Origin of the sequence: Starkeya nomas (genome assembly GCF_902703545.1) — a bacterium.
GTDB lineage: Bacteria > Pseudomonadota > Alphaproteobacteria > Rhizobiales > Xanthobacteraceae > Ancylobacter > Ancylobacter moscoviensis.
Map to the genome: position 1 here is coordinate 997,971 of NZ_CACSAS010000001.1, position 17,979 is coordinate 1,015,949.

The following is a 17,979-nucleotide window of genomic DNA, read 5'->3' on the forward strand; positions in this document are numbered from 1 at the left end:
TAGCTTGCCAAAGAAAGGCAGCCCTCTGATTGCCGTGGCGGGCCCCTAGCGTCAACCTTGAGGCGGTACTTGGGTTCCGCTTGTGGTGCGGTGTTGCCGTATCGTTGCCGGAAACATCCCGGCAACGGCCGAATATGCCGGGAAAAAGCAAAAAGGCGCGGATGTCGCCATCCGCGCCTCTCGTCAGCAGCGCCCGGGGGGCAGGCGCCGCTATGTCGTATCCAGCGTCGGCTCGGCCGACAGCGTAACCTCAGCGGGTGCTGCGGCTGTTCTGCTCGATCTGCTGCTGGATGTAGGGCTCAACGCCGGTGGTCGGCGCCGCCACGGCGGCGTTGCGGCCTTCCACGAGGGCCGCGCCGGGAACGGCGTGCTGGGCCGAGGTGCGGATGGTCTCGTTGTAGGCGGCACGTTCGGCCGGATCACGCGACTCGGCATGGGCAGCGACGGTGAGGCCCAGCGTGGCGACAGTAGCGGCGGCGAGAATGAGCTTGTTCATTGTTCCGTTTCCTTTTCTTTCGAGGGGGCGACCGTCGGAGGCGGCCCGCCATTTGGTGAAACGGAAGCTATGTCCGGCATTGGTGCATTGCACGATGTTGATTTGCATCCACGTATTTGCATGGTTGCAATAACATGTCGGTGAGCGAGACTTGATCGTACGCGATCTAATTCCTACCCAATAAAGGGCTCAAAAATACGTGAGTCGGCTAAAGCTTTTCATGCAAACGATCTGCGGCGATCCGGCCCGGCAGCCGTGCCGGCCGGCACGGCGGGTCAGTCGCCCAGATGTCGCCGCAATTCGGCGGCGAGGGCCGCGATTTCCTGCGCCCCTTTCGAGCCGGGAGCGGTTTCCATCACCGTCAGCCCGTCGCCCATGCTGGCGGCGAACGCTACCCTGTTACCGAGACGTGTCTCGGCGGCGGGATGACCAAGGGCGAGAATCGCCTCGCCGATCTCCTGCGTGAGCGCGGCGCGGGACTGGGCGCGATTGATGACGAGCAGGGAGGGCGTGCCTTCCTTGGCGATCATGTCGAGCGTCGGCTGCGTCGCCCACAGATCGATCGGCGTAGGCTGCACCGGCACGGCGACAAGGCTGGCGGCCTCGATGGCCGGGCGGGATTCGACATCGGATTTCGGCGGCGTGTCGATGACGACGAAGCCGTAGTCGCGCGCCAGGCTGCGCGCTTCGCGGCGCGCGCCCCAGCCGGAGGCCGTGCGGAAGGAAAGGCCGGTCCGGTCCTCGCCGAGCGTCTGCTCGCGCGCCTCGAACCATTCGCCGAGGCTTCCCTGCGGGTCGCAGTCCAGCAACGCGACGCGGGCGCCGTCGAGCGCAAGGGCAATGGCAAGATGGGCGGCGAGCGTCGTCTTGCCCGATCCGCCCTTCTGCTGGGCAATGGTGATGATTCGGCCGCTCATCGCTGGTGCCTCCCGCCGGGTTCAGGTTTGCACTGCAACCAGCGGGCGGCAACCGTTTAGTGACGCGAGGTCAGCGGCATTTCCTCACGCGCCGGCGGAGGAGCCGCCGAGGACGACCACCTTGGCGCCGACCGGAACGCGATTGTACAGGTCGATGGCGTCCTGATTGATCATGCGGATGCAGCCGGAGGAGACGTTGGTGCCGATCGAATAGGGCTCCAGCGTGCCGTGGATGCGGTAGAGCGTGTCCTTGCCGTTCTGCCACAGATACATCGCCCGCGCGCCGAGCGGGTTCGACGGCCCGCCGGCGACGCCGAGGCCGCTCTGCAACTGGGAGAGCTGCGGCTTGATGTCGGGGCGGCGCGCGATCATCTCCTTCGGCGGATACCAGTCCGGCCATTCCTGCTTGGAGTTGATCGTGGCGGAGCCGGACCAGCCGAAGCCTTCCTTGCCGACGCCGACGCCGTAGCGCATCGCGGTGCCGCCGGGCTGCACGTAGTAGAGGAAGTGCTCGCGCGGATCGATGACGACGGTGCCCGGCGCGTGCGGCGTCGAATAGGGCACCTCGCGGCGCAGATAGATCGGGTTGATCTTCGAGGTGTCGACCGCCCCGATGGGGAACTTGTCGGAGACCGGCCCGTAGGTGCCGGTCGGCGCGTAGGCGGTGACGGGCGTCGCCGGCGCAATCGGCGTGACGGGCGCGCTCGCCGTCGTCGTGCGGGGCTTGCAGCCTCCGAGGGCAAGGGCCGCTCCGGCCAGGGAAAGACCGAGCACGGCACGACGATCAAGGTTAGGCATGGTTCGCAACCCTCCGCACGTTCACTTCGCACATATTAATGCGATTATGGTGAACAAGTTCTTGCCGAGCGCGTGAGCGGACGTTCAGCCGGGACGGGGGAGGGAGCGGACCTCGTCGACCCACGAATAGTCGAAATAGCCGTCGCGGGCGAGCGCGTGCAGCCTGTCGGTGCGCACCAGCCCGTTCTCGATGAAGGCATCGTCGATGTGGACGCCGACGATCTCGCCGAAGGTGACGTGCCGGCCGGAGGAGGCGCCGTGGCGGTCCTTCACGTCGAGCGTCTCGATCCAGACGCATTCGAGCGCGCAGGGGCTGGCGGCGACACGCGGCGGCTTGACCAGGCGCGAGGGGGCCTGTTCGAGCCCGGCGAGATCGAATTCGCTCTCGTCCGGCGGAATGGCCTTCGAGGTGAGGTTCACCGCCTCGATCAGTTCGATGGTGGCGAGGTTGCAGACGAAGGCGCCCGTCGCCATCACGTTGCGTACCGTGTCCTTCAGGCCGGCGCTGGAGAACATGAGAATGTCCGGCTGCTCGCTCACCATGTTGAAGAAGGAATAGGGCGCGAGATTCGCCACCCCGTCTTGCGACAGGGTGGAGATCCAGCCGATGGGACGCGGCGCGACGATGGCCTTCAGCGGATTGTGCGGCAGGCCATGGTTGCGCCGCGCGGGCTCGTAGAACATCGCGTCAGAACCTCGTCACGATGTCGGAGAGCGCCGGGCGGGGGCGGTCTTCCTGCGGGCGGCCGAGCGTGCCGATATGGACGAGGCCGATGAAGCGCTCGTTCTCGGCAAGGCCCAGCGCGGCGCGCGTGCGCGGATCGTAGGCGTACCATTCGGTGAGCCAGGTGGCGGCATAGCCGAGGGCGTGGGCGGCCAGCACCAGCAGCGTGCAGGCGGCGGCGCCCGACAGGGTCTGCTCCCATTCCGGGATCTTCACATGCGGGCCGGCCCGGGAGACCACGCCGACCACCAGCGGGGCGCGCGAAAGGCGCGTGCGCTCGATGGCGACGCGGTCGGCGTCGGCTTCCGGGTGGTCCTGCGCGAAGACGGCGGCGATGGCCTCGCCGGCCCGCTCCCGCGCCTCGCCCTCGAAGACGACGAAGCGCCAGGGGGCGAGCTTGCCGTGATCGGGCACGCGGGAAGCGATGGCGAGCATCTCGGCCAGCTCGGCCGGCGACGGGCCGGGGGAGGCGAGGTCGAAGATCTTCGGGCTCTTGCGCGTCTTCAGCAGGGTCAGCGCGTCGATCCTGGAGGCGGTCTTTGCGTTGGACATGTCGTTCATGGCAATCCTCGTCGTTCCCTTGCGCGTAGCATGGCAGGCCGCCGGCCACCAAGACGCGGAGGTGTGATCGCGCGGCCGGGCGGGGCGCGTTTCAGCGACTTGAATTTGCCGCCGTTTGGGGGCACCAACGGCCCCCATGTCACACGCGAGCCGCCATCCGGTCTTCCCTGTCCCCGTCCGTCGCGATCGGGCGGGGCATGGCGCTGTCCGGGCGCTGCGGTTCTCCGCCGTCGCGATCGGCGCGCTTCTGGCGAGCCTGCCGGCGCAGGCCCAGACGCGCACGCCCCTCGACCAGCTCGGCGGCTCCATACCCCATGCGCAGGCGCTGCCGTCGCAGGCCATGCCTTTCGTCGGTTCTCCGCCCCCGGCGGGCAAGCCCTCGGGCAGCGCCGGCCCGGCGGCGCGGCTGCCTTCGGGCGGGCAGGAGAGCGCGGCGGCCGATCCGCACACGATCCTGCCGCAGCCGCCGGCCGGCAAGGTCGCCATCGGCATGAGCGCGCGCTTCGGCGACAAGGAGCCGCTGATCCCGCGCGGGCTGGTCTGGCGCGTCTTCGCCGACCGGCCGGAAGCCTCCGGCGCCTATCCGCTGGTGGCCGAGGCGGCCGATCCGGCGCCGGTATTCTTCCTCTCGCCCGGCGGCTACGTCGTGCACGTCGCCTACGGCCTCGCCAGCGTGGCGCGGCGCATCGTGGTGGGCGAGGAATCGCGGCGCGAGCAGCTCGTTCTTCCCGCCGGTGGCGTGACCCTGCACAGCGACGTGAACGACAAGCCGATCCCGGCGCAGAAGGTGACCTACGATATTTTCGAGGGCAGCTTCCTGCAGGGGCGCGCTTCCAGCCGGCCCTATTTCCGCGGCGCCAATTCCGGCGACCTGATCATCCTTCCCGCCGGCGACTATTACGTCGTTTCCACCTATGGCGAGGGCAACGCGGTGATTCAAGCGGATGTCGCCGTGGCCCCGGGCAAGGTGACGGACACGACGCTGCACCACCGCGCCGGCGAGGTTTCCCTGCGGCTGGTGAAGATCGCCGGCGGCGAGGCTCTGGCCGACACGCAATGGTCGGTGCTGACGCCGGGCGGCGACAGCATCAAGGAATCGATCAACACCCTGCCGGTCTTCGTGCTCGCCGAGGGCGAGTACACGGCGGTCGCCCGCTATGACGGGAAGACCTACACCAAGGAATTCACCGTCGAGGCGGGCAAGGATGGTCCGGTCGAGGTGCTGCTCGGCGAGCAGGTGACGGCGCCGAGCCTCGATGTTCAGGAAGGCAGCGGCGACTGAGCCGGGGTCGGAAGCGTCGATCCGACACTCCCGGCGATCATGGTCAACGTTTTCTTAATCGGGCGACACCCATCATCGGCCATCCATCGGATGCAGCCGGGAGTCGGCCATGATCGTGCGTCAGTTTCTCGAATGGGCGCGTACGGCGCCAGAGGACGCCCGCGCCAAGGCAGTGGCCGCGCTGGCGCGAGCCTATGTCATGCCCGATCTCGGTGCCGACGACCGTGCCGAGATGGATGCGGCCCTGCCGGAGATCGCCGCCGATCCCTCGCCGCTGGTGCAGCTCGAGCTTGCCGCCGCGCTGAGCCATCACCCGCTGGTGCCGGCCGATCTGGTTCTCCAGCTCGCGGGGCTTCCCGGCGAGGCGGGCGAGGTGGTGCTGGCCCAGTCCCCCGTTCTGAACATGCGCGAGCTCATCGGCTTCTGCACCTCCGGCACGCCCGCCCGTCAGGCGGCGATCGCCCGCCGCGCGGACCTGCCCGCGCCCATCGCGGCGGTGATCGCGGAGGTCGGCAGCTTCGACGCATGCCTCGCACTTGCCGGCAACGCGACGGCCGACGTGCCCGGCTTCGCGCTGGGCCACATCGTCGCCCGCTTCGGCGACGTGCCGGAACTGCGCGAGGCGCTGCTCGCCCACCCTGATCTGCCGGCCGCCGCGCATCACGCGCTGATCCGGGCCGTCGCCGGCACGCTTTCGGCCTTCGTCGAGGAACGCCAGTGGCTGGCGCCCGGCGAGGCGGCCCGCGTGACGCGCGAGGCCTGCGATCAGGTGACCGTGACGGAAGCCGCACGCCGGCAGAGCGAGGATGTGCGGGCGCTGGTCGAGTCGCTGCAGGAACGTGGCGAACTGACCTCGGCGCTGGTGCTGCGCTCGCTGCTCTGCGGGCAGGTGCGGCTGTTCCTCGAGGCGGTGTCGGTGAGCGCGGGAATTCCCGTCGATCATGTCGCGGCGCTTTCGGCCGACCGCTCGGGCGAGGCGTTCGACCTGCTCTATGACCGCATCGGCCTGCCGGCCGGCGCACGGATTGCTTTCCGTACCGCGCTGAAGGTGCTGCAGGCGGAGGCCTATCTCGACGAACTCGACGAGACGCCGGGCCTGAAGCAGCGGATCATCGACCGCGTGCTGGCGGAATATGACGCGCTTGGCGAGGGGCCCGAGGATAACCGGGTCGTGGGCCTGCTCCGCCGCTGGCAGCTCGAGGCGCGCGCGCAGGACGCCCTCGCGGCCTGACGCCGCGCGTCGGCCCCGCGCGATCAGCCGAACTGTTCCGCGAGGATGCGTTCCTCGATGGAATGATCGCGGTCGACCAGCATGGTCATGGACGAGTTCCGGTCCAGCTTCGCCCGCACCGCCACCACGTTCAGCACCTGAAAATGGTCGGCGGTGGCGTTCACCGGCCGCTTCTCGAATTCCAGCACGGCGATGTCGACCCGCGCGCTCTCCGGCACCAGCGCGCCGCGCCAGCGGCGGGGCCGGAAGGCGGAGATGGGCGTGACCGCGAGCAGCGGCGTGCCGATGGGCAGGATCGGACCCTGCGCCGAGAGATTGTAGGCGGTCGAGCCGGCCGGGGTGGCGACGAGGACGCCGTCGCAGATCAGCTCCTCCATCCGCACCTTGCCGTCGATGGCGATGCGCAGCTTGGCGGCCTGATAGGACTGCCGGATGAGCGACACCTCGTTGATCGCCCAGGCGCGGTGCTGCCTTCCGTTCACATCGGTCGCTTCCATCATCAGCGGGTGGATGACCACGCGCTGCGAGGCGGCGAGGCGCGCGGGCAGGTCCTCCTCGCGGAAGCTGTTCATCAGGAAGCCGACCGAGCCGCGGTTCATGCCGTAGATCGGCTTGCCGCTGTCGCGGAAGCGATGGAGCGTCTGGAGCATGAAACCGTCGCCGCCCAGCGCCACGACGACCTCCGCCTCTTCCGCCGCGATGTTGCCGTAGCGCGCGACGAGGCGGGCCTGCGCCTGCACCGCGTCGGGCGCCTCGCTCGCGACAAAGGCGATTCGGCCATATGCTGGCGCGGAGTCGGCTTCCACGCTGCTCTGACCGGCGGGGCGGGCGACTTCGTTCATGCTGGACGGCCCGATGCGTGGTTGGGGGGAAGGCGATGCCCGAAGGCGGCTATAGCACAGTCATGATCTATACGACGTGGCCCGGCAGCGTCGAGGCGGAAGCTGCCGGCCATGCCATCGTGGCCGACGGGCTGGCCGCCTGCGTCAATATACTGCCCGGGATGGTGTCGATCTATCGCTGGCAGGGCGAGATCGAGCGCGCGAACGAGGTGGTGATGCTCCTCAAGACCCGCGTCGACCTTGCCGAGGCGGTGGCGCAGGCGGTGCGCGCCCGCCATCCCTACGAGACGCCGGCCGTACTGTTCCTCCCCGTCATCGGCGGCGACGCCGATTATCTCGACTGGATCGCCGACGAGACGGAGGAATGAGGGACGGGCAGGACGATTTGCATGAAGGTTGCCGTCATGCCCGGGCTCGGCCCGGCCATGACGTGGGTGGATCGACGGGCGCTGCCGTAGAATGAGCGACGCCGGCCAGCGACACGAACGCACTCCGCTTCAGGCGTCCGGGACACAAGGGACATCAGCCCTCGGCGCCGCGCAGATAAGGCTCAACCGGACCCTTCAGCTTCACCGTCATCGGGTTGCCGGCGCGGTCCTTGGCCTTGCCGACCGAGACGCGGATCCAGCCTTCGCTGACGCAATATTCCTCGACATTGGTCTTCTCGGCGCCCTTGAAGCGGATGCCGATGCCGCGCTCGAGCAGCTCGGCGTTGTAATAGGGGCTGCTCGGGTCGCTCGACAGGCGGTCGGGAAGGGTGGTGTCGGTCATGGCCGTCCTCGGGCTGGCGATGGAAAATCGGCGGCGAGACATAGCCGCGCCGCCGCTCCCTGCCAAGCGCCCAGGTTCACCCGGCGCGGGAAGCGCCCGTCCTCAGAGCACCGGGCTCCAGATCGCCGGCACCGCCGCGTAGCCGTTGCCGTCCTTGCGGATGAAGCCGGTGGCGGGGAAGGGATAGTGGTAGCCGGTGAGCTGGAGGCGCTCGGCGGCGAGCATGTCGTAGATGCGCCGCCGGGTCTGCGCCGCCTTGTCGCCGTCCATGTCGAACTGCACCTGCCAGTCCGGATTCGGGGCGAAGAGGATCGGCGTGTTGGTGACGTCCGACTGGATGAACAGCTTGCCGTTGCCGGAAGCGAGCACGAAGGCGGTGTGGCCCGGCGTGTGGCCGGAGGCGTCGACCGAGGTGAGGCCGGGCGCGATCTCCTTGTCCCAGCCGTAGCGGGTCACCTTGCTGTCGATGTCCTTGAACACGCGGCGCACGTTCTCGAAGTTCGCCTTGAGCCCTTCCGGCGCGCGGCTCATCTCGCCCTCGTCCATCCAGAAGGCCCATTCGGCTTCCGGCACGAGGATCTCCGCATTGGGGAAGGCGAGGCCGCCATCCTCGGCGCGCAGGCCGTTGATGTGATCGCCGTGGAAATGGGAGATGACGACGGTGTTGACGTCCGCCGGCTTCACCCCCGCCCAGGCGAGGTTGGTGCCGAGCTTGCCGACCGTGGACGTGCCGGGCTGCGGGCCGTTGCCGGTGTCGATCAGGGTCAGCTTGCCGCTATTGTTGATGAGCAGCGGATTGAACTGGATCGACATCTGGTCCTTCGGCTGGAAGGCGGCTTCCAGCGCGGCGTTGACCTGATCGCGCGAGGCGTTGCGCACGAAGCCGTCGGCCAGCGGGAAGCTGCGCACGCCGTCGTTCACGGCCGTGACCTCGATGGCGCCGACCTTGTAGCGGTAGAGGCCCGGCACCTGCTGGCCGGTCGCCGTCAGCGCCTCGGCGGGCGTGGCACCGACAAGCGCCGTGCCCGTGAGGGCGGCTGCGGCGGGCAGCGCGCCGGCGCCGAGCATGAGGCCGCGGCGGGACAGGCGGGGCATGGGCGGGTTTTCCATGGGACAGGCTCCGTGACGGGAGAATCTCGCGGGCGGAAGGCTAGGAGCCTGCTTCCCGCCGGTCACGCCGCCGGGAGTCACGTTGGCGTGAGAACGCTCAGAACCGGTAGCGGTAGCCGATCTCGATGCCGGTGTAGCTCGGGTTCCCGTTCGACCAGTCGCGCTCGATCATCACCGACATGCTGTTGTGCGGGTCGAAGCTGTAGCTCACGCCGGTGGCGATCTCGGGAGTGTCGTAGTCGTTCGAGGTGTCGAAGGCGTTGCGGTAGCGCAGGCGGAAGATGTTCCACGTCCATTTCTCGTCGATCGGCGTGGAGCCGGCGAGCATCAGGTAATAATAGGGGAAGTCCGTTGAACCGTCCGACTGGATGAAGTGCTGGCCGATGCCGACCGTGCCCGTCAGCGACAGCTTGCCGATGTCGTAGGTGTAGCCGATGCTGAACTGGAGGTTGGCCTTCCAGTCGCTGGTGCCGGCCGTGTCGTAATACTTGGCCGAGCCGGACAGCGTGACCTTGTTGTCGAAGGTATGGGCGACGTCGAGCTGCCAGTCCGAGCCGGTGGTGGCGCCGAAATCCTCCGGGCCCCGCTCGGTGGTGAAGGCGCCGCCGATGCTAGTGCTGCCGGCCGCGGCCGGGGCCGTCGCCGCCGCGAGCGCGGCGATGCCGGTGAGCATGATCAGGCAGTAGCGCATCGTCCCCCACTTCCCGCCGCCGGAGTGGAGCGCCTGCTGCTCCACGACACGCGGTCGGTTTCTGTCATGCCTAGCGTCGGCGTCGGGTCCCGCGTTTCCTCGAAGCACGGCCGAAACCCGCGTCAGCGCTTCGGCTTGCCCTTCAGCAAAACATAGCCGGTGGCGGCGACGAGGGTAAGCACGACGAAGATGACGCCGACGACGTTGATCACCGGCGACAGGCCGAAGCGCAGCCGCGAGGCGATCTCGGTGACCAGTGTCCATTCCCCGCCGATGGCGAAGACGGTCGTATTGTAGTTCTCGAAGGATTGCAGGAAGGCGACGACGGCGGCGGTGAAGCAGGTCGGGGCCAGGAAGGGCAGGGTGATGCGGCGGAACACCATCGTGTGGCTCGCGCCGAGGTCGAGCGCCGCTTCCTCCAGCGTGCGGTCCTGGCGCTGGAGACGGGCGAGGAAGAGCAGCATCGCGTAGGAGGCGATGAAGCTCGACTGCGCCATGACGGCGACGAACAGCCCGCCCGGCACGCCGAATTCGCGCCAGAAGATGAGGCTGGAAATGCCGAGGATGATGCCCGGCGTCAGCACCGGCGAGACCAGCACCGAATAGAGGAAGGTGCCGGAGCGCTGGCCGAGCCGGGTGAGGATCAACGCGCCCGACAGGCCGGCGGGGATCGACACCGCGATGACGCCGAGCGCCACCAGCACCGAGTTGACGAGGCCCTGCAGCAGGCGCTGGTCGTTGGCCAGCGCCACGAACCAGTGCAGCGTGAAGCCGCGCCACTGGGTGACAGACGGGTAGTCGTAGGAGTTGAAGGCGGCGGCCGACATCACCGCCAGCGGCAGGAAGAGATAGAGGACGAACAGGCCGATATAGATGTTCAGCACCAGCCGTGCGCCCGCGCTCTCGGTGGCGGTGCTCATGGGCAGGCTCCGGCAATGCCGACATTCGGCTGACGGTATACGGGCTGGATGAGGCTGGAGGGTAGCGGGATCGCCGTCATTTTGCGATGTCCCTCAGGCCGACGCCGAACAGGCGCATCATGATGAGGATGAAGGCGGTGCACACGACGAGCAGCGACACGGCATAGGCCGAGCCCATGTTCCAGTTGTTGCTCTCGTAGAACTGCCGGTAGACGAGCTGGCTGAACCAGTCGCCGCCCTGGCCGCGCGTCATGATCGCCGGCACCGAATAGGAGCCGGCCGACAGCATGAAAGTCATGATGCAGCCGACCGCGATGCCCGGCTTGGCGTGCGGGATGATGACCCGCCGGTGGATCCGGGCGGTCGAGGCGCCGAGGTCGCGCGCGGCCTCGATCTGGTTGCGGTCGAGCGTCTCCAGCGTGTTCACCATCGGGAACACCATGAAGAGCACATAGGTGTAGATCATCGCCAGGAACACGGCGGACGGGTTTTCGAGGAATGGAATCCAGCCGCGATTGTCGAGGTCGACGACGCCGAACCAGCCGAGGATGCCGTTGATGACGCCGCGATAGTCGAGGATCATCAGCCAGGCATAGACGCGCAGCAATTCATTGATCGCATAGGGCACGATCAGCGCCACCATCAGGATCACCGCCTTGTGCGGCCCGCTGGCGAGCGCCACCACATAGGCGACGGGATAGCAGACCACCAGCGCCAGGGCCGTCACCAGCAGCGCGTAGAAGATGGTGCGCACGAAGATGTAGAAGTGCAGGGCGCTCATCCGCGTGAAGTTGGCGAAGCCGTAGGTCTTCGGCGGGTTCTTCTCCTCGGCCTCGAGCGTCGCGATCTCCGCCTGCTTCTCGGCGAGCGCCTTGTCGAAGGCGGCCTGCTTCGCCGGGTCGGTCTCGGCGTTGCGGTCGAGCTCGATCAGGGAGATGTCGTTGTAGAGCCGGTCGATGGCGAGCGAGACATCGCCCTTGGAGTCCCGCCACCACAGCGACTGCTCGACCATGGCGCCGAGGGGCACGAGGATCAGCACGAGGATCCACAGCAGCGTGATGCCGGCGATGAGAGTGGCGAGCGGCCGGCCATAGGCGCGGGCGAGGCTACCCATGGGCGAGCGCTCCGACCGGGAAAACGAGGGCGTCGCGCGTGCCGAAGGAAAGGCTCAGCTCTTCCGGCAGCTCGCGGACATTGGGGCCGTTCGGAACGGTGACGGTGAGGTTCTGGCCGGCGGCGGCGCAGACGAGGTGCACTGAGGCGCCTTCGAGGCTGCGCGAGGCGAGGCGGGCGGCGATCACGTTCTCGCCGGCCGGCGCGCCTCCCACGCCGAGCGCGATCCGCTCGGGGCGCACAAGAACCAGCGCGGCCTCGCCCACGGCGAGCGGACCCTTCACCCGGCCGCTGAGGCGCCCGACCGGCGTGTCGGCCTGCACGATGTCGTCCGTGAGGCCGGCGACGGTGCCGTGCAGCACGTTCTGCTCGCCGACGAAGCTGGCGACGAAAGGGGTGGCGGGATCGGCGTAGAGGGTGTCGGCATCCGCCACCTGCTCCAGCCGGCCGCGGCTCATCACCGCCACGCGGTCGGACATGGCGAGCGCCTCGCCCTGGTCGTGGGTGATGTAGATGAAGGTGATGCCGACGCGCCTCTGGATGGCGCGCAGCTCGGTGCGCATATGCTGGCGCAGCTTGAGGTCGAGCGCCGAGAGCGGCTCGTCCAGCAGCAGGACGGAAGGCTCGACGGCGAGCGCGCGGGCAATGGCGACGCGCTGGCGCTGGCCGCCGGAAAGATCAGCCGGCTTCTTGTCGCCGAAACCTTCGAGCGCGACGAGTTCCAGCAGCTCGCGGGCCCGGCGCTGCCGCTCGGCCCTGGGGACGCCGCGCGCCTCCAGCCCGAAAGCGACGTTCTCGGCCACGCTCATGAGCGGGAAGAGGGCGAGATTCTGGAAGATGAGGGCGGTGGGACGCTCGTTCGGCCCCTTGCCGGCCATGTCCTCGCCGCCGATCAGCACCCGCCCTTCGGTCGGCTGGATGAAGCCGGAGATGGTGCGCAGAAGCGTGGTCTTGCCGCAGCCGGACGGCCCGAGGATGGAGAAGAACTCGCCGGCGTGGATGGCGAGGTCGGTCGGCTGGACGGCGATGGAATCGCCGAAGCGGATGGAAACCTTGTCGAGACGGACGTCCTTGCCGCGCATGGGCGATGCTTTCGATCTCGGGGCGACGCAAGTGGCGGCGGGGCTGCTGGGGGAGGTGCCGGGCACGCACCCGGCCCTTCATGTCGTGGGCTCATGAAGGGAAGCCGTCATCCCCGGGGAGGCCCGGGGATGACGCTCATCGACGCTGCGACAGCGGTCTGTCGCGCGGTCCGCTCAGCTGTTGGTGAGCTTCTCGACGTACTCGCCGCGCAGCTTGGCGTAGAAGTCGGTCTGCATCGGCCACCAGAACAGGTTGTCGATGGTGCCCGCCGGATAGGCCGCCTGGAAGGCCGCGCGGGCTTCCTCGGAGAGGAAGTTCTCGGCGCCCACGGCGCAGCTGTTATAGCCGGTGGTGTTGGAGAAGCGGGCGCCGACTTCCGGCTGGTACAGGAAGTTCGCGAAGGCGTAGGCCTGCTCGACATTCTCCGCTCCCGAGGGGATGGCGAGCGTGTCGGTCCAGGCGAGGCCGCCTTCCTTCGGCATGCCGAAGCGCCACTTCTTGTCGGTGTTGCGGTGGAGCAGGATGCCGGTCGTATCCCAGGTCTGGCCGATGGTGCAGCCGGCATCGGTGAAGGCGGCGGTGGCCTCGGTCGCGTTGTTCCAGAAGGCGCCGATATTACCCTTGTGGGCGACGATGTACTTCAGCACGCCCTCGAAGACGCGGCGGGAATCCGCCTCGGACTTGTAGAGGTCGAGACCACGGTCGGACGGCAGCTCGCCGGTGGCGTCGAGATACAGCGCCACGCCGTTGAATACCGACTTCTGGCGGATGGCGGTCTGCTTGGGATTGGCCGCCAGCCACATGTCGCCATAGGAGATCTCGCCCGACTTCTTGTCGAACTTGGTCGAATCCCAGGTGATGCCCTCGGTGCCCCAGTCGAAGGGCACGAGATAGCGCTTGCCGCGATGGGCCGCGCCGAGCTTCAGCGAGTTGCGGTAGATCGACGGGATGATCTGCGCCGCCTTGAATTTGGCCTCGTCGATCGGCTGGAGCAGGTTGTCCTTGTAGTAGTTCGGGCCGGTGTCGACGGACGGGAAGATGATGTCGAAGCCCTTGCCGCCGGCGGCGCGCAGCTTGTTCTCGCACTCCTCGTTGGAGCCGTAGGTCGACAGGTTCACCTTCACGCCGCTGGCGTTGGTGAAGTCGGCGAGAAGGGTGTTCTTGTCGAAATAGTCGCCCCAGGCATAGACATTCAGCGAGCCGGAGCTGGCCAGCGCGTCATGGGCGCGCAGCACGGCCGGCGCGGCAAGCGCGAAGGCGCCGGCCTTCATGAGGTCGCGACGGGAAAAGCGGGTCATCAGTACCTCCCATAGCCCCCGGAGGGCGAAACGGCGTTCGCTCTAGTTCCGGGCCATGAACGGACGATGACACGCGCATGCGGGGCGAGGAAGCCTGTGTCGTCCAGCGACAACAGATTTGTCGCACTCGTTCAAAATGTCAGCTCGGCAGCACGATGCAGGCGCCTCCGGCGGCGCGCAGCCGGCTGCACAGGGCGGTCGCCGCCTGGCGCGAAGGCTGGGCGACGCGGACCCGATAGAAGGCGCGCGAGCCGCGCGAGCGCAGTCGCGTGCCGATGATCATCGGCTGGGTGCCCTCCAGCAGCGCGGCGAAGCGCTTGTGCGTCCGCTGGTAGCTGTTGAGGGCGCGGGTCTTGGAGAAATTGCCGGACAGCTGCACGCCCCACGGAGCGGTGACGGTGGCGATCTCCTGCGCCACCGCGCCGCCGCCGCGCCGCAGGGCGGCCGTCACGGTGAGGCAATAGGTCTTCGGCGCGGGTGGCGGAGCGGCGGCGATCTGCGGGGCAGTGGATGGCGGGGAAACCGATTGCTGGGGAGCGGATGGCGGGGAGGTCGGCGCTTCCGCCGCCGGGGGCGCAGCCGGCGCGGTCGAAGACGGCGCGTCGTTCGGCGTGGACGCTGTCGGCGCCTCCGGGGGCTGGGAGGCGTCCGGCGCGGCCGCGGCGATCTGCGCCGCGCGCTCCGCCGCCCAGTCCTCGGCGGCCCGGCCGGTGATGAAGAGCAGGTAGTCCTGCGTCTCCAGCGGCAGCCCGCTCTGGCCGGCGAGCCAGCGCTCAACGCGCGCCGGGCCGGCATTGTAGGCGGCGGCCGCAAGGCCGAGATTGCCGAAGCGCGTGCGCAGGTCGGCAAGCAGCGCGGCGGAGGCGGGCAGGGCGGCCTCGGGGTCGAAGGGGTCCTCCAGCCCCCGCTCGGCGGCCGTGCCGGGCATGAACTGGGCGATGCCCTGCGCGCCCTTGGGACTTACCGCATCGCCGCGGAAGCTGCTCTCGCGCCAGATCAGCCGCGTGAAGAAATCGACCGGCAGGTCGTGGCGGTTGGCGGCGCCCTCGATCATCCGGCACAGCGCCTGCTCGACCGTCTCGCCGTTCGCCCCGGTGGCGGGAGGCGAGGCGGGAATGCGCGAGGGCTCGGAGGTGGCGGGGACGCACAGGGCGAGCAGGAGCGCCAGCGCGGAGAAGGCGCGCCGGTGCGCCGGGGTTCCGCCCGCGCGCCCTTCCTTCGACCGATCCCATTGCGATGCGCCGAACACTGCCATAAATTGCTTCTACCCGATCCGGGCCCCTCTGACGCGAGCCAAGCCGGCGTTCGCGTGATGTCGGATCACTTCCCGACATCCGTGCCGGCCAGAGGACCCTGTCTTGCAGTCCATTGTCGTTCAGTCATCGGGTGCCGCTCCGGCGCACGCCCCGATTCCGCTCGTCTCCGTCGTGCTCCTTAATCCGGCAGAATGACCCATGGATTATCTCATTGAACTCGCCGCCAGCCCCGCGGCCTGGGCGGCGCTCGTCACGCTGATCGCCATGGAAGTGGTGCTCGGCATCGACAACCTGCTCTTCATCTCCATCCTGACCAACAAGCTGCCCGAGGACATCCGTCCGCGCGCGCGGCGCATCGGCATCGGGCTGGCGCTGATCATGCGCCTCGGGCTGCTCAGCACGGTGGCGTTCATCGTGCAGCTTACCGAGCCGGTGCTGACGGTGTTCGGACAGGCCTTTTCCTGGCGCGACATCATCCTGATCGCCGGCGGTCTCTTCCTGGTGTGGAAGGCGACCAAGGAGATCCACCACAACATGGCGCCGCCGGAAGAGCAGCATGCCATGGAGGGCGGCTCGCTCAAGATCGGCTTCGGCGCGGCGATCGTGCAGATCCTGATCCTCGATCTGGTGTTCTCGGTCGACAGCATCATCACCGCCGTCGGCATGACCGAGCACATCCCGATCATGGTGATCGCGGTCGTCTTCGCGGTGCTCACCATGCTGCTGGCGGCGGGTCCGCTCGCCAACTTCATCAACCGCAACCCGTCGATCGTGATGCTGGCGCTCGGCTTCCTGCTGCTCATCGGCACGACGCTGATCGCGGAAGGCTTCGGCGCCCATGTGCCGAAGGGCTACATCTACGCCGCCATGGCCTTCTCGGCGGCGATCGAGGGACTGAACATGCTCCAGCGCAAGCGGAGCGTGGGCTGACCTAGCCAGCCGGCCGGCGGCGTGTCATCCGACAAGGACGCGCCGCCGGTCGATGCTATGATGGGGCCCCACCTCCCAGGAGCCCGGTCATGAGCGACGACGCCGACCCGCGTGCCACCCCGAAAGGCGACATTCCCGGCGCCGGTCCCGGCGAACCCGCGAGCGCCCCTTCGCAGACCAAGCTCACCCTGACCAAGCAGCGCTGGGCGCGTGAGGGAAAGTTCCTCACCGGCCGCGTGGCGCGCCCCGAATCCGATCGCCTGCCGCCCGGACAACATCTGGTGCGCGACTGGCCGGTACTCGATCTCGGCATGCAGCCGCGAATCCCCCTGGAGAGCTGGCGTCTCGACGTCACCGGCGCGGTGGAACACCCGGTCTCGTGGGACTGGACGGCTTTCCGCGCCCAGAAGCAGACGCAGGAAACCACCGACATCCACTGCGTCACCGCCTGGTCACGCTACGACAATCGCTGGGAGGGCCTGGCGACGCGCGACCTGCTCGACGCGGTGATGCCGCGCGAGGACGCGCATTTCGTCATGCTGCATTCCTATGACGGCTACACCACCAATCTCGCGCTGGAAGACTTCGCCGCCGAGGACGCGCTGATCGTCCATAGCTGGGAAGGCAAGCCGCTCACCATCGAGCATGGCGGCCCGGCGCGGCTGGTGGTGCCGCATCTCTATTTCTGGAAGAGCGCGAAGTGGATCAAGAAGATCGAGTTCCGCAGCTTCGACAAGCGCGGCTTCTGGGAGGAGAACGGCTACCACAACCACGCCGATCCGTGGCTGGAGGAGCGCTACTCCGCCGATGAATGAGGCATCGCCGGCAGCGGCGCAAAGAAAAAGGCCCGGACGGCATTCCCGTCCGGGCCTTTTCTCGTTGTGGGAGGGGGCCTCAGCGCGGGCGCAGGGCGCCGGTGCGCAGGAAGGAATTCGGCTGGCGCGCCGGGTCGGTGGCTCCGGCCGTCTTGCGCGGTGCCGTGCCATTGCCGGCGGTTCCGTAGGTCGCCAGCAGCGAGCCGCCATTCTGGCTATAGCTGCCGAGCGTGTAATTGCCGGGCTTGCTGGTGCCGGTTGCCGTCTGCGGCTTGGCCGGGGCGGCCTTCTGGGCCGGCTGGCGCAGGAAAGTGGGGCCGGCCGGGCGCTGGGTCTTCGGATCGGGCGTGCGGGCGAACTGGGCGTTGCGCGGCAGGTCGGGCGAGACCGCCGGACGCGACGGGCGATTGATCGACAGCTCGGCGCGCAGCTTCGCCCAGGTCTCGGCAAGCGCGGTCGGATCCCAGCTCGGCTCCTTCTCGTCGATTTCCCACTTCTCCATCTTGGAGGGCGTGGGCGCACCGGCATCCACGCGATGGCGGGGCTCAGGTTCGGCCAGCGTGGGGAGGGCGGTGACTTCCGCGACCGGGGGGACGGGCACTTCGGCCGCGGCCTGCTGCATCGGCGCGGCCTGCTGCGGCATTGCCTGCGCGGGAGCGTACTGCATCGGCACGGGCTGCATGGGCACGGCCTGTCCGGCGGGCTGCATGACCGGGACCATCTGGGTGGGAACACCCTGGAAGGCCATGCCGGCATACTGGGGAACAGGCTGCCCGGCAGCGGCCGCGAAGGCCGGCTGGACGGACAGCGTCACGTTCCACTTCCCGGTTTCCCACTCGTTGATCGCCCACATCACGGCGGCCCCGATGCCGGCGCCGGCGGCGACGTCCACGAGGTTCACACCCGGCACGACAATGAGGTAGACGGCGCAAAGCAAAGCAACGCCGACATAGCACGCGGGCGCACGCCATTTTGGATGCATGACAAGATCCCCACCAGATCCTGAGAAATTTGAATCAACATAGCTGATTCGTAGGAATCTGAGCGGTTTGTGCAAAATAAATAATGTCGAAACCGGGGTGGTGACGTTAACTATTCAGTAATGGATAGTCGAAGTCGGCAACGGCAGGTCGAGCGGGGG

20 protein-coding genes are annotated in these 17,979 nt (G+C 68.1%); 5 read left to right on the forward strand and 15 right to left on the reverse strand.

Annotated elements, in window-relative coordinates; genetic code table 11:
• Positions 1 to 250: 250 nt before the first annotated feature.
• From STARVERO_RS04725 to STARVERO_RS04745, 5 genes are all read right to left on the reverse strand, one after another.
• On the reverse strand, positions 251 to 496 hold the full coding sequence (locus STARVERO_RS04725) for a hypothetical protein (protein WP_144342876.1): 246 nt from the start codon (positions 494 to 496) through the stop codon (positions 251 to 253).
• A 275-nt stretch (positions 497 to 771) separates the two neighbouring features.
• Complete coding sequence (gene parA, locus STARVERO_RS04730; protein WP_159598077.1) at positions 772 to 1,413, reverse strand: ParA family partition ATPase; 642 nt, start codon at positions 1,411 to 1,413, stop codon at positions 772 to 774.
• 84 nt (positions 1,414 to 1,497) lie between these two features.
• Complete coding sequence (locus STARVERO_RS04735; protein ID WP_144342874.1) at positions 1,498 to 2,211, reverse strand: L,D-transpeptidase; 714 nt, start codon at positions 2,209 to 2,211, stop codon at positions 1,498 to 1,500.
• An 84-nt stretch (positions 2,212 to 2,295) separates the two neighbouring features.
• On the reverse strand, positions 2,296 to 2,895 hold the full coding sequence (locus STARVERO_RS04740) for a flavin reductase family protein (RefSeq protein WP_159598078.1): 600 nt from the start codon (positions 2,893 to 2,895) through the stop codon (positions 2,296 to 2,298).
• A 4-nt stretch (positions 2,896 to 2,899) separates the two neighbouring features.
• The gene (locus STARVERO_RS04745) at positions 2,900 to 3,487 is read right to left on the reverse strand and encodes a nitroreductase family protein (protein ID WP_159601592.1); all 588 of its coding nucleotides are present in this window, start codon (positions 3,485 to 3,487) and stop codon (positions 2,900 to 2,902) included.
• Positions 3,488 to 3,632: 145 nt separating this feature from the next.
• On the opposite strand from STARVERO_RS04745, the gene STARVERO_RS04750 reads away from it, so the two are divergent.
• The gene (locus tag STARVERO_RS04750; RefSeq protein WP_244616582.1) at positions 3,633 to 4,778 is read left to right on the forward strand and encodes a hypothetical protein; all 1,146 of its coding nucleotides are present in this window, start codon (positions 3,633 to 3,635) and stop codon (positions 4,776 to 4,778) included.
• A 109-nt stretch (positions 4,779 to 4,887) separates the two neighbouring features.
• Positions 4,888 to 6,009 carry a DUF2336 domain-containing protein gene (locus STARVERO_RS04755; RefSeq protein WP_159598079.1) on the forward strand — a complete coding sequence of 374 codons (1,122 nt, stop codon included), beginning with the start codon at positions 4,888 to 4,890 and terminating at the stop codon, positions 6,007 to 6,009.
• A 23-nt stretch (positions 6,010 to 6,032) separates the two neighbouring features.
• Here STARVERO_RS04755 and STARVERO_RS04760 read toward each other — a convergent pair whose 3' ends face one another.
• Positions 6,033 to 6,851, reverse strand: a complete 819-nt coding sequence (locus STARVERO_RS04760) for an NAD kinase (RefSeq protein WP_144342871.1) — start codon at positions 6,849 to 6,851, stop codon at positions 6,033 to 6,035.
• 62 nt (positions 6,852 to 6,913) lie between these two features.
• On the opposite strand from STARVERO_RS04760, the gene cutA reads away from it, so the two are divergent.
• Positions 6,914 to 7,219 (forward strand): divalent-cation tolerance protein CutA, encoded by a 306-nt coding sequence (gene cutA, locus STARVERO_RS04765; RefSeq protein WP_244616584.1) that lies wholly within the window; start codon positions 6,914 to 6,916, stop codon positions 7,217 to 7,219.
• Between the two features lie 154 nt (positions 7,220 to 7,373).
• Here cutA and STARVERO_RS04770 read toward each other — a convergent pair whose 3' ends face one another.
• The 8 genes from STARVERO_RS04770 to STARVERO_RS04805 form a co-directional block, all read right to left on the reverse strand.
• Positions 7,374 to 7,622, reverse strand: coding sequence for a DUF3297 family protein (locus tag STARVERO_RS04770; protein ID WP_159598081.1), 249 nt, complete (start codon positions 7,620 to 7,622; stop codon positions 7,374 to 7,376).
• A gap of 102 nt (positions 7,623 to 7,724) precedes the next feature.
• Entirely contained in the window at positions 7,725 to 8,717 is a 993-nt protein-coding gene (locus tag STARVERO_RS04775) for an MBL fold metallo-hydrolase (protein WP_159598082.1), read from the reverse strand.
• A gap of 112 nt (positions 8,718 to 8,829) precedes the next feature.
• Positions 8,830 to 9,423, reverse strand: a complete 594-nt coding sequence (locus STARVERO_RS04780) for an outer membrane beta-barrel protein (protein ID WP_159598083.1) — start codon at positions 9,421 to 9,423, stop codon at positions 8,830 to 8,832.
• Positions 9,424 to 9,545: 122 nt separating this feature from the next.
• Positions 9,546 to 10,343, reverse strand: coding sequence for an ABC transporter permease (locus tag STARVERO_RS04785; RefSeq protein WP_144342866.1), 798 nt, complete (start codon positions 10,341 to 10,343; stop codon positions 9,546 to 9,548).
• Positions 10,344 to 10,419: 76 nt separating this feature from the next.
• On the reverse strand, positions 10,420 to 11,457 hold the full coding sequence (locus STARVERO_RS04790) for an ABC transporter permease (RefSeq protein WP_159598084.1): 1,038 nt from the start codon (positions 11,455 to 11,457) through the stop codon (positions 10,420 to 10,422).
• Complete coding sequence (locus STARVERO_RS04795) at positions 11,450 to 12,538, reverse strand: ABC transporter ATP-binding protein (protein WP_159598085.1); 1,089 nt, start codon at positions 12,536 to 12,538, stop codon at positions 11,450 to 11,452. Before STARVERO_RS04795 ends, STARVERO_RS04790 begins: the two co-directional genes overlap by 8 nt.
• A gap of 174 nt (positions 12,539 to 12,712) precedes the next feature.
• Positions 12,713 to 13,837 carry an extracellular solute-binding protein gene (locus tag STARVERO_RS04800; protein ID WP_244616585.1) on the reverse strand — a complete coding sequence of 375 codons (1,125 nt, stop codon included), beginning with the start codon at positions 13,835 to 13,837 and terminating at the stop codon, positions 12,713 to 12,715.
• A 139-nt stretch (positions 13,838 to 13,976) separates the two neighbouring features.
• Positions 13,977 to 15,092, reverse strand: a complete 1,116-nt coding sequence (locus tag STARVERO_RS04805; protein WP_159598086.1) for a transglycosylase SLT domain-containing protein — start codon at positions 15,090 to 15,092, stop codon at positions 13,977 to 13,979.
• A 199-nt stretch (positions 15,093 to 15,291) separates the two neighbouring features.
• Here STARVERO_RS04805 and STARVERO_RS04810 point away from each other — a divergent pair, with 199 nt between their 5' ends.
• Both STARVERO_RS04810 and STARVERO_RS04815 read left to right on the forward strand, forming a co-directional pair.
• Entirely contained in the window at positions 15,292 to 16,023 is a 732-nt protein-coding gene (locus tag STARVERO_RS04810) for a TerC family protein (RefSeq protein ID WP_144342862.1), read from the forward strand.
• A gap of 89 nt (positions 16,024 to 16,112) precedes the next feature.
• Positions 16,113 to 16,838 (forward strand): sulfite oxidase-like oxidoreductase, encoded by a 726-nt coding sequence (locus STARVERO_RS04815; protein WP_159598087.1) that lies wholly within the window; start codon positions 16,113 to 16,115, stop codon positions 16,836 to 16,838.
• 79 nt (positions 16,839 to 16,917) lie between these two features.
• On the opposite strand, the gene STARVERO_RS04820 is transcribed toward STARVERO_RS04815, so the two are convergent.
• Positions 16,918 to 17,820: a hypothetical protein gene (locus STARVERO_RS04820; RefSeq protein ID WP_159598088.1), complete on the reverse strand. Its 903-nt coding sequence runs from the start codon at positions 17,818 to 17,820 to the stop codon at positions 16,918 to 16,920.
• Positions 17,821 to 17,979 lie beyond the last annotated feature (159 nt).

Coding starts and splice junctions, on each gene's coding strand:
- STARVERO_RS04785 (WP_144342866.1), bottom strand. CDS start 10,343: ATGAGCACCGCCACCGAGAGCGCGGGCGCACGGCTGGTGCTGAACATC.
- parA (WP_159598077.1), bottom strand. CDS start 1,413: ATGAGCGGCCGAATCATCACCATTGCCCAGCAGAAGGGCGGATCGGGC.
- STARVERO_RS04770 (WP_159598081.1), bottom strand. CDS start 7,622: ATGACCGACACCACCCTTCCCGACCGCCTGTCGAGCGACCCGAGCAGC.
- STARVERO_RS04775 (WP_159598082.1), bottom strand. CDS start 8,717: ATGCCCCGCCTGTCCCGCCGCGGCCTCATGCTCGGCGCCGGCGCGCTG.
- STARVERO_RS04745 (WP_159601592.1), bottom strand. CDS start 3,487: ATGTCCAACGCAAAGACCGCCTCCAGGATCGACGCGCTGACCCTGCTG.
- STARVERO_RS04795 (WP_159598085.1), bottom strand. CDS start 12,538: ATGCGCGGCAAGGACGTCCGTCTCGACAAGGTTTCCATCCGCTTCGGC.
- cutA (WP_244616584.1), top strand. CDS start 6,914: ATGATCTATACGACGTGGCCCGGCAGCGTCGAGGCGGAAGCTGCCGGC.
- STARVERO_RS04805 (WP_159598086.1), bottom strand. CDS start 15,092: ATGGCAGTGTTCGGCGCATCGCAATGGGATCGGTCGAAGGAAGGGCGC.
- STARVERO_RS04735 (WP_144342874.1), bottom strand. CDS start 2,211: ATGCCTAACCTTGATCGTCGTGCCGTGCTCGGTCTTTCCCTGGCCGGA.
- STARVERO_RS04750 (WP_244616582.1), top strand. CDS start 3,633: ATGTCACACGCGAGCCGCCATCCGGTCTTCCCTGTCCCCGTCCGTCGC.
- STARVERO_RS04815 (WP_159598087.1), top strand. CDS start 16,113: ATGAGCGACGACGCCGACCCGCGTGCCACCCCGAAAGGCGACATTCCC.
- STARVERO_RS04810 (WP_144342862.1), top strand. CDS start 15,292: ATGGATTATCTCATTGAACTCGCCGCCAGCCCCGCGGCCTGGGCGGCG.
- STARVERO_RS04725 (WP_144342876.1), bottom strand. CDS start 496: ATGAACAAGCTCATTCTCGCCGCCGCTACTGTCGCCACGCTGGGCCTC.
- STARVERO_RS04820 (WP_159598088.1), bottom strand. CDS start 17,820: ATGCATCCAAAATGGCGTGCGCCCGCGTGCTATGTCGGCGTTGCTTTG.
- STARVERO_RS04760 (WP_144342871.1), bottom strand. CDS start 6,851: ATGAACGAAGTCGCCCGCCCCGCCGGTCAGAGCAGCGTGGAAGCCGAC.
- STARVERO_RS04740 (WP_159598078.1), bottom strand. CDS start 2,895: ATGTTCTACGAGCCCGCGCGGCGCAACCATGGCCTGCCGCACAATCCG.
- STARVERO_RS04755 (WP_159598079.1), top strand. CDS start 4,888: ATGATCGTGCGTCAGTTTCTCGAATGGGCGCGTACGGCGCCAGAGGAC.
- STARVERO_RS04780 (WP_159598083.1), bottom strand. CDS start 9,423: ATGCGCTACTGCCTGATCATGCTCACCGGCATCGCCGCGCTCGCGGCG.
- STARVERO_RS04800 (WP_244616585.1), bottom strand. CDS start 13,837: ATGACCCGCTTTTCCCGTCGCGACCTCATGAAGGCCGGCGCCTTCGCG.
- STARVERO_RS04790 (WP_159598084.1), bottom strand. CDS start 11,457: ATGGGTAGCCTCGCCCGCGCCTATGGCCGGCCGCTCGCCACTCTCATC.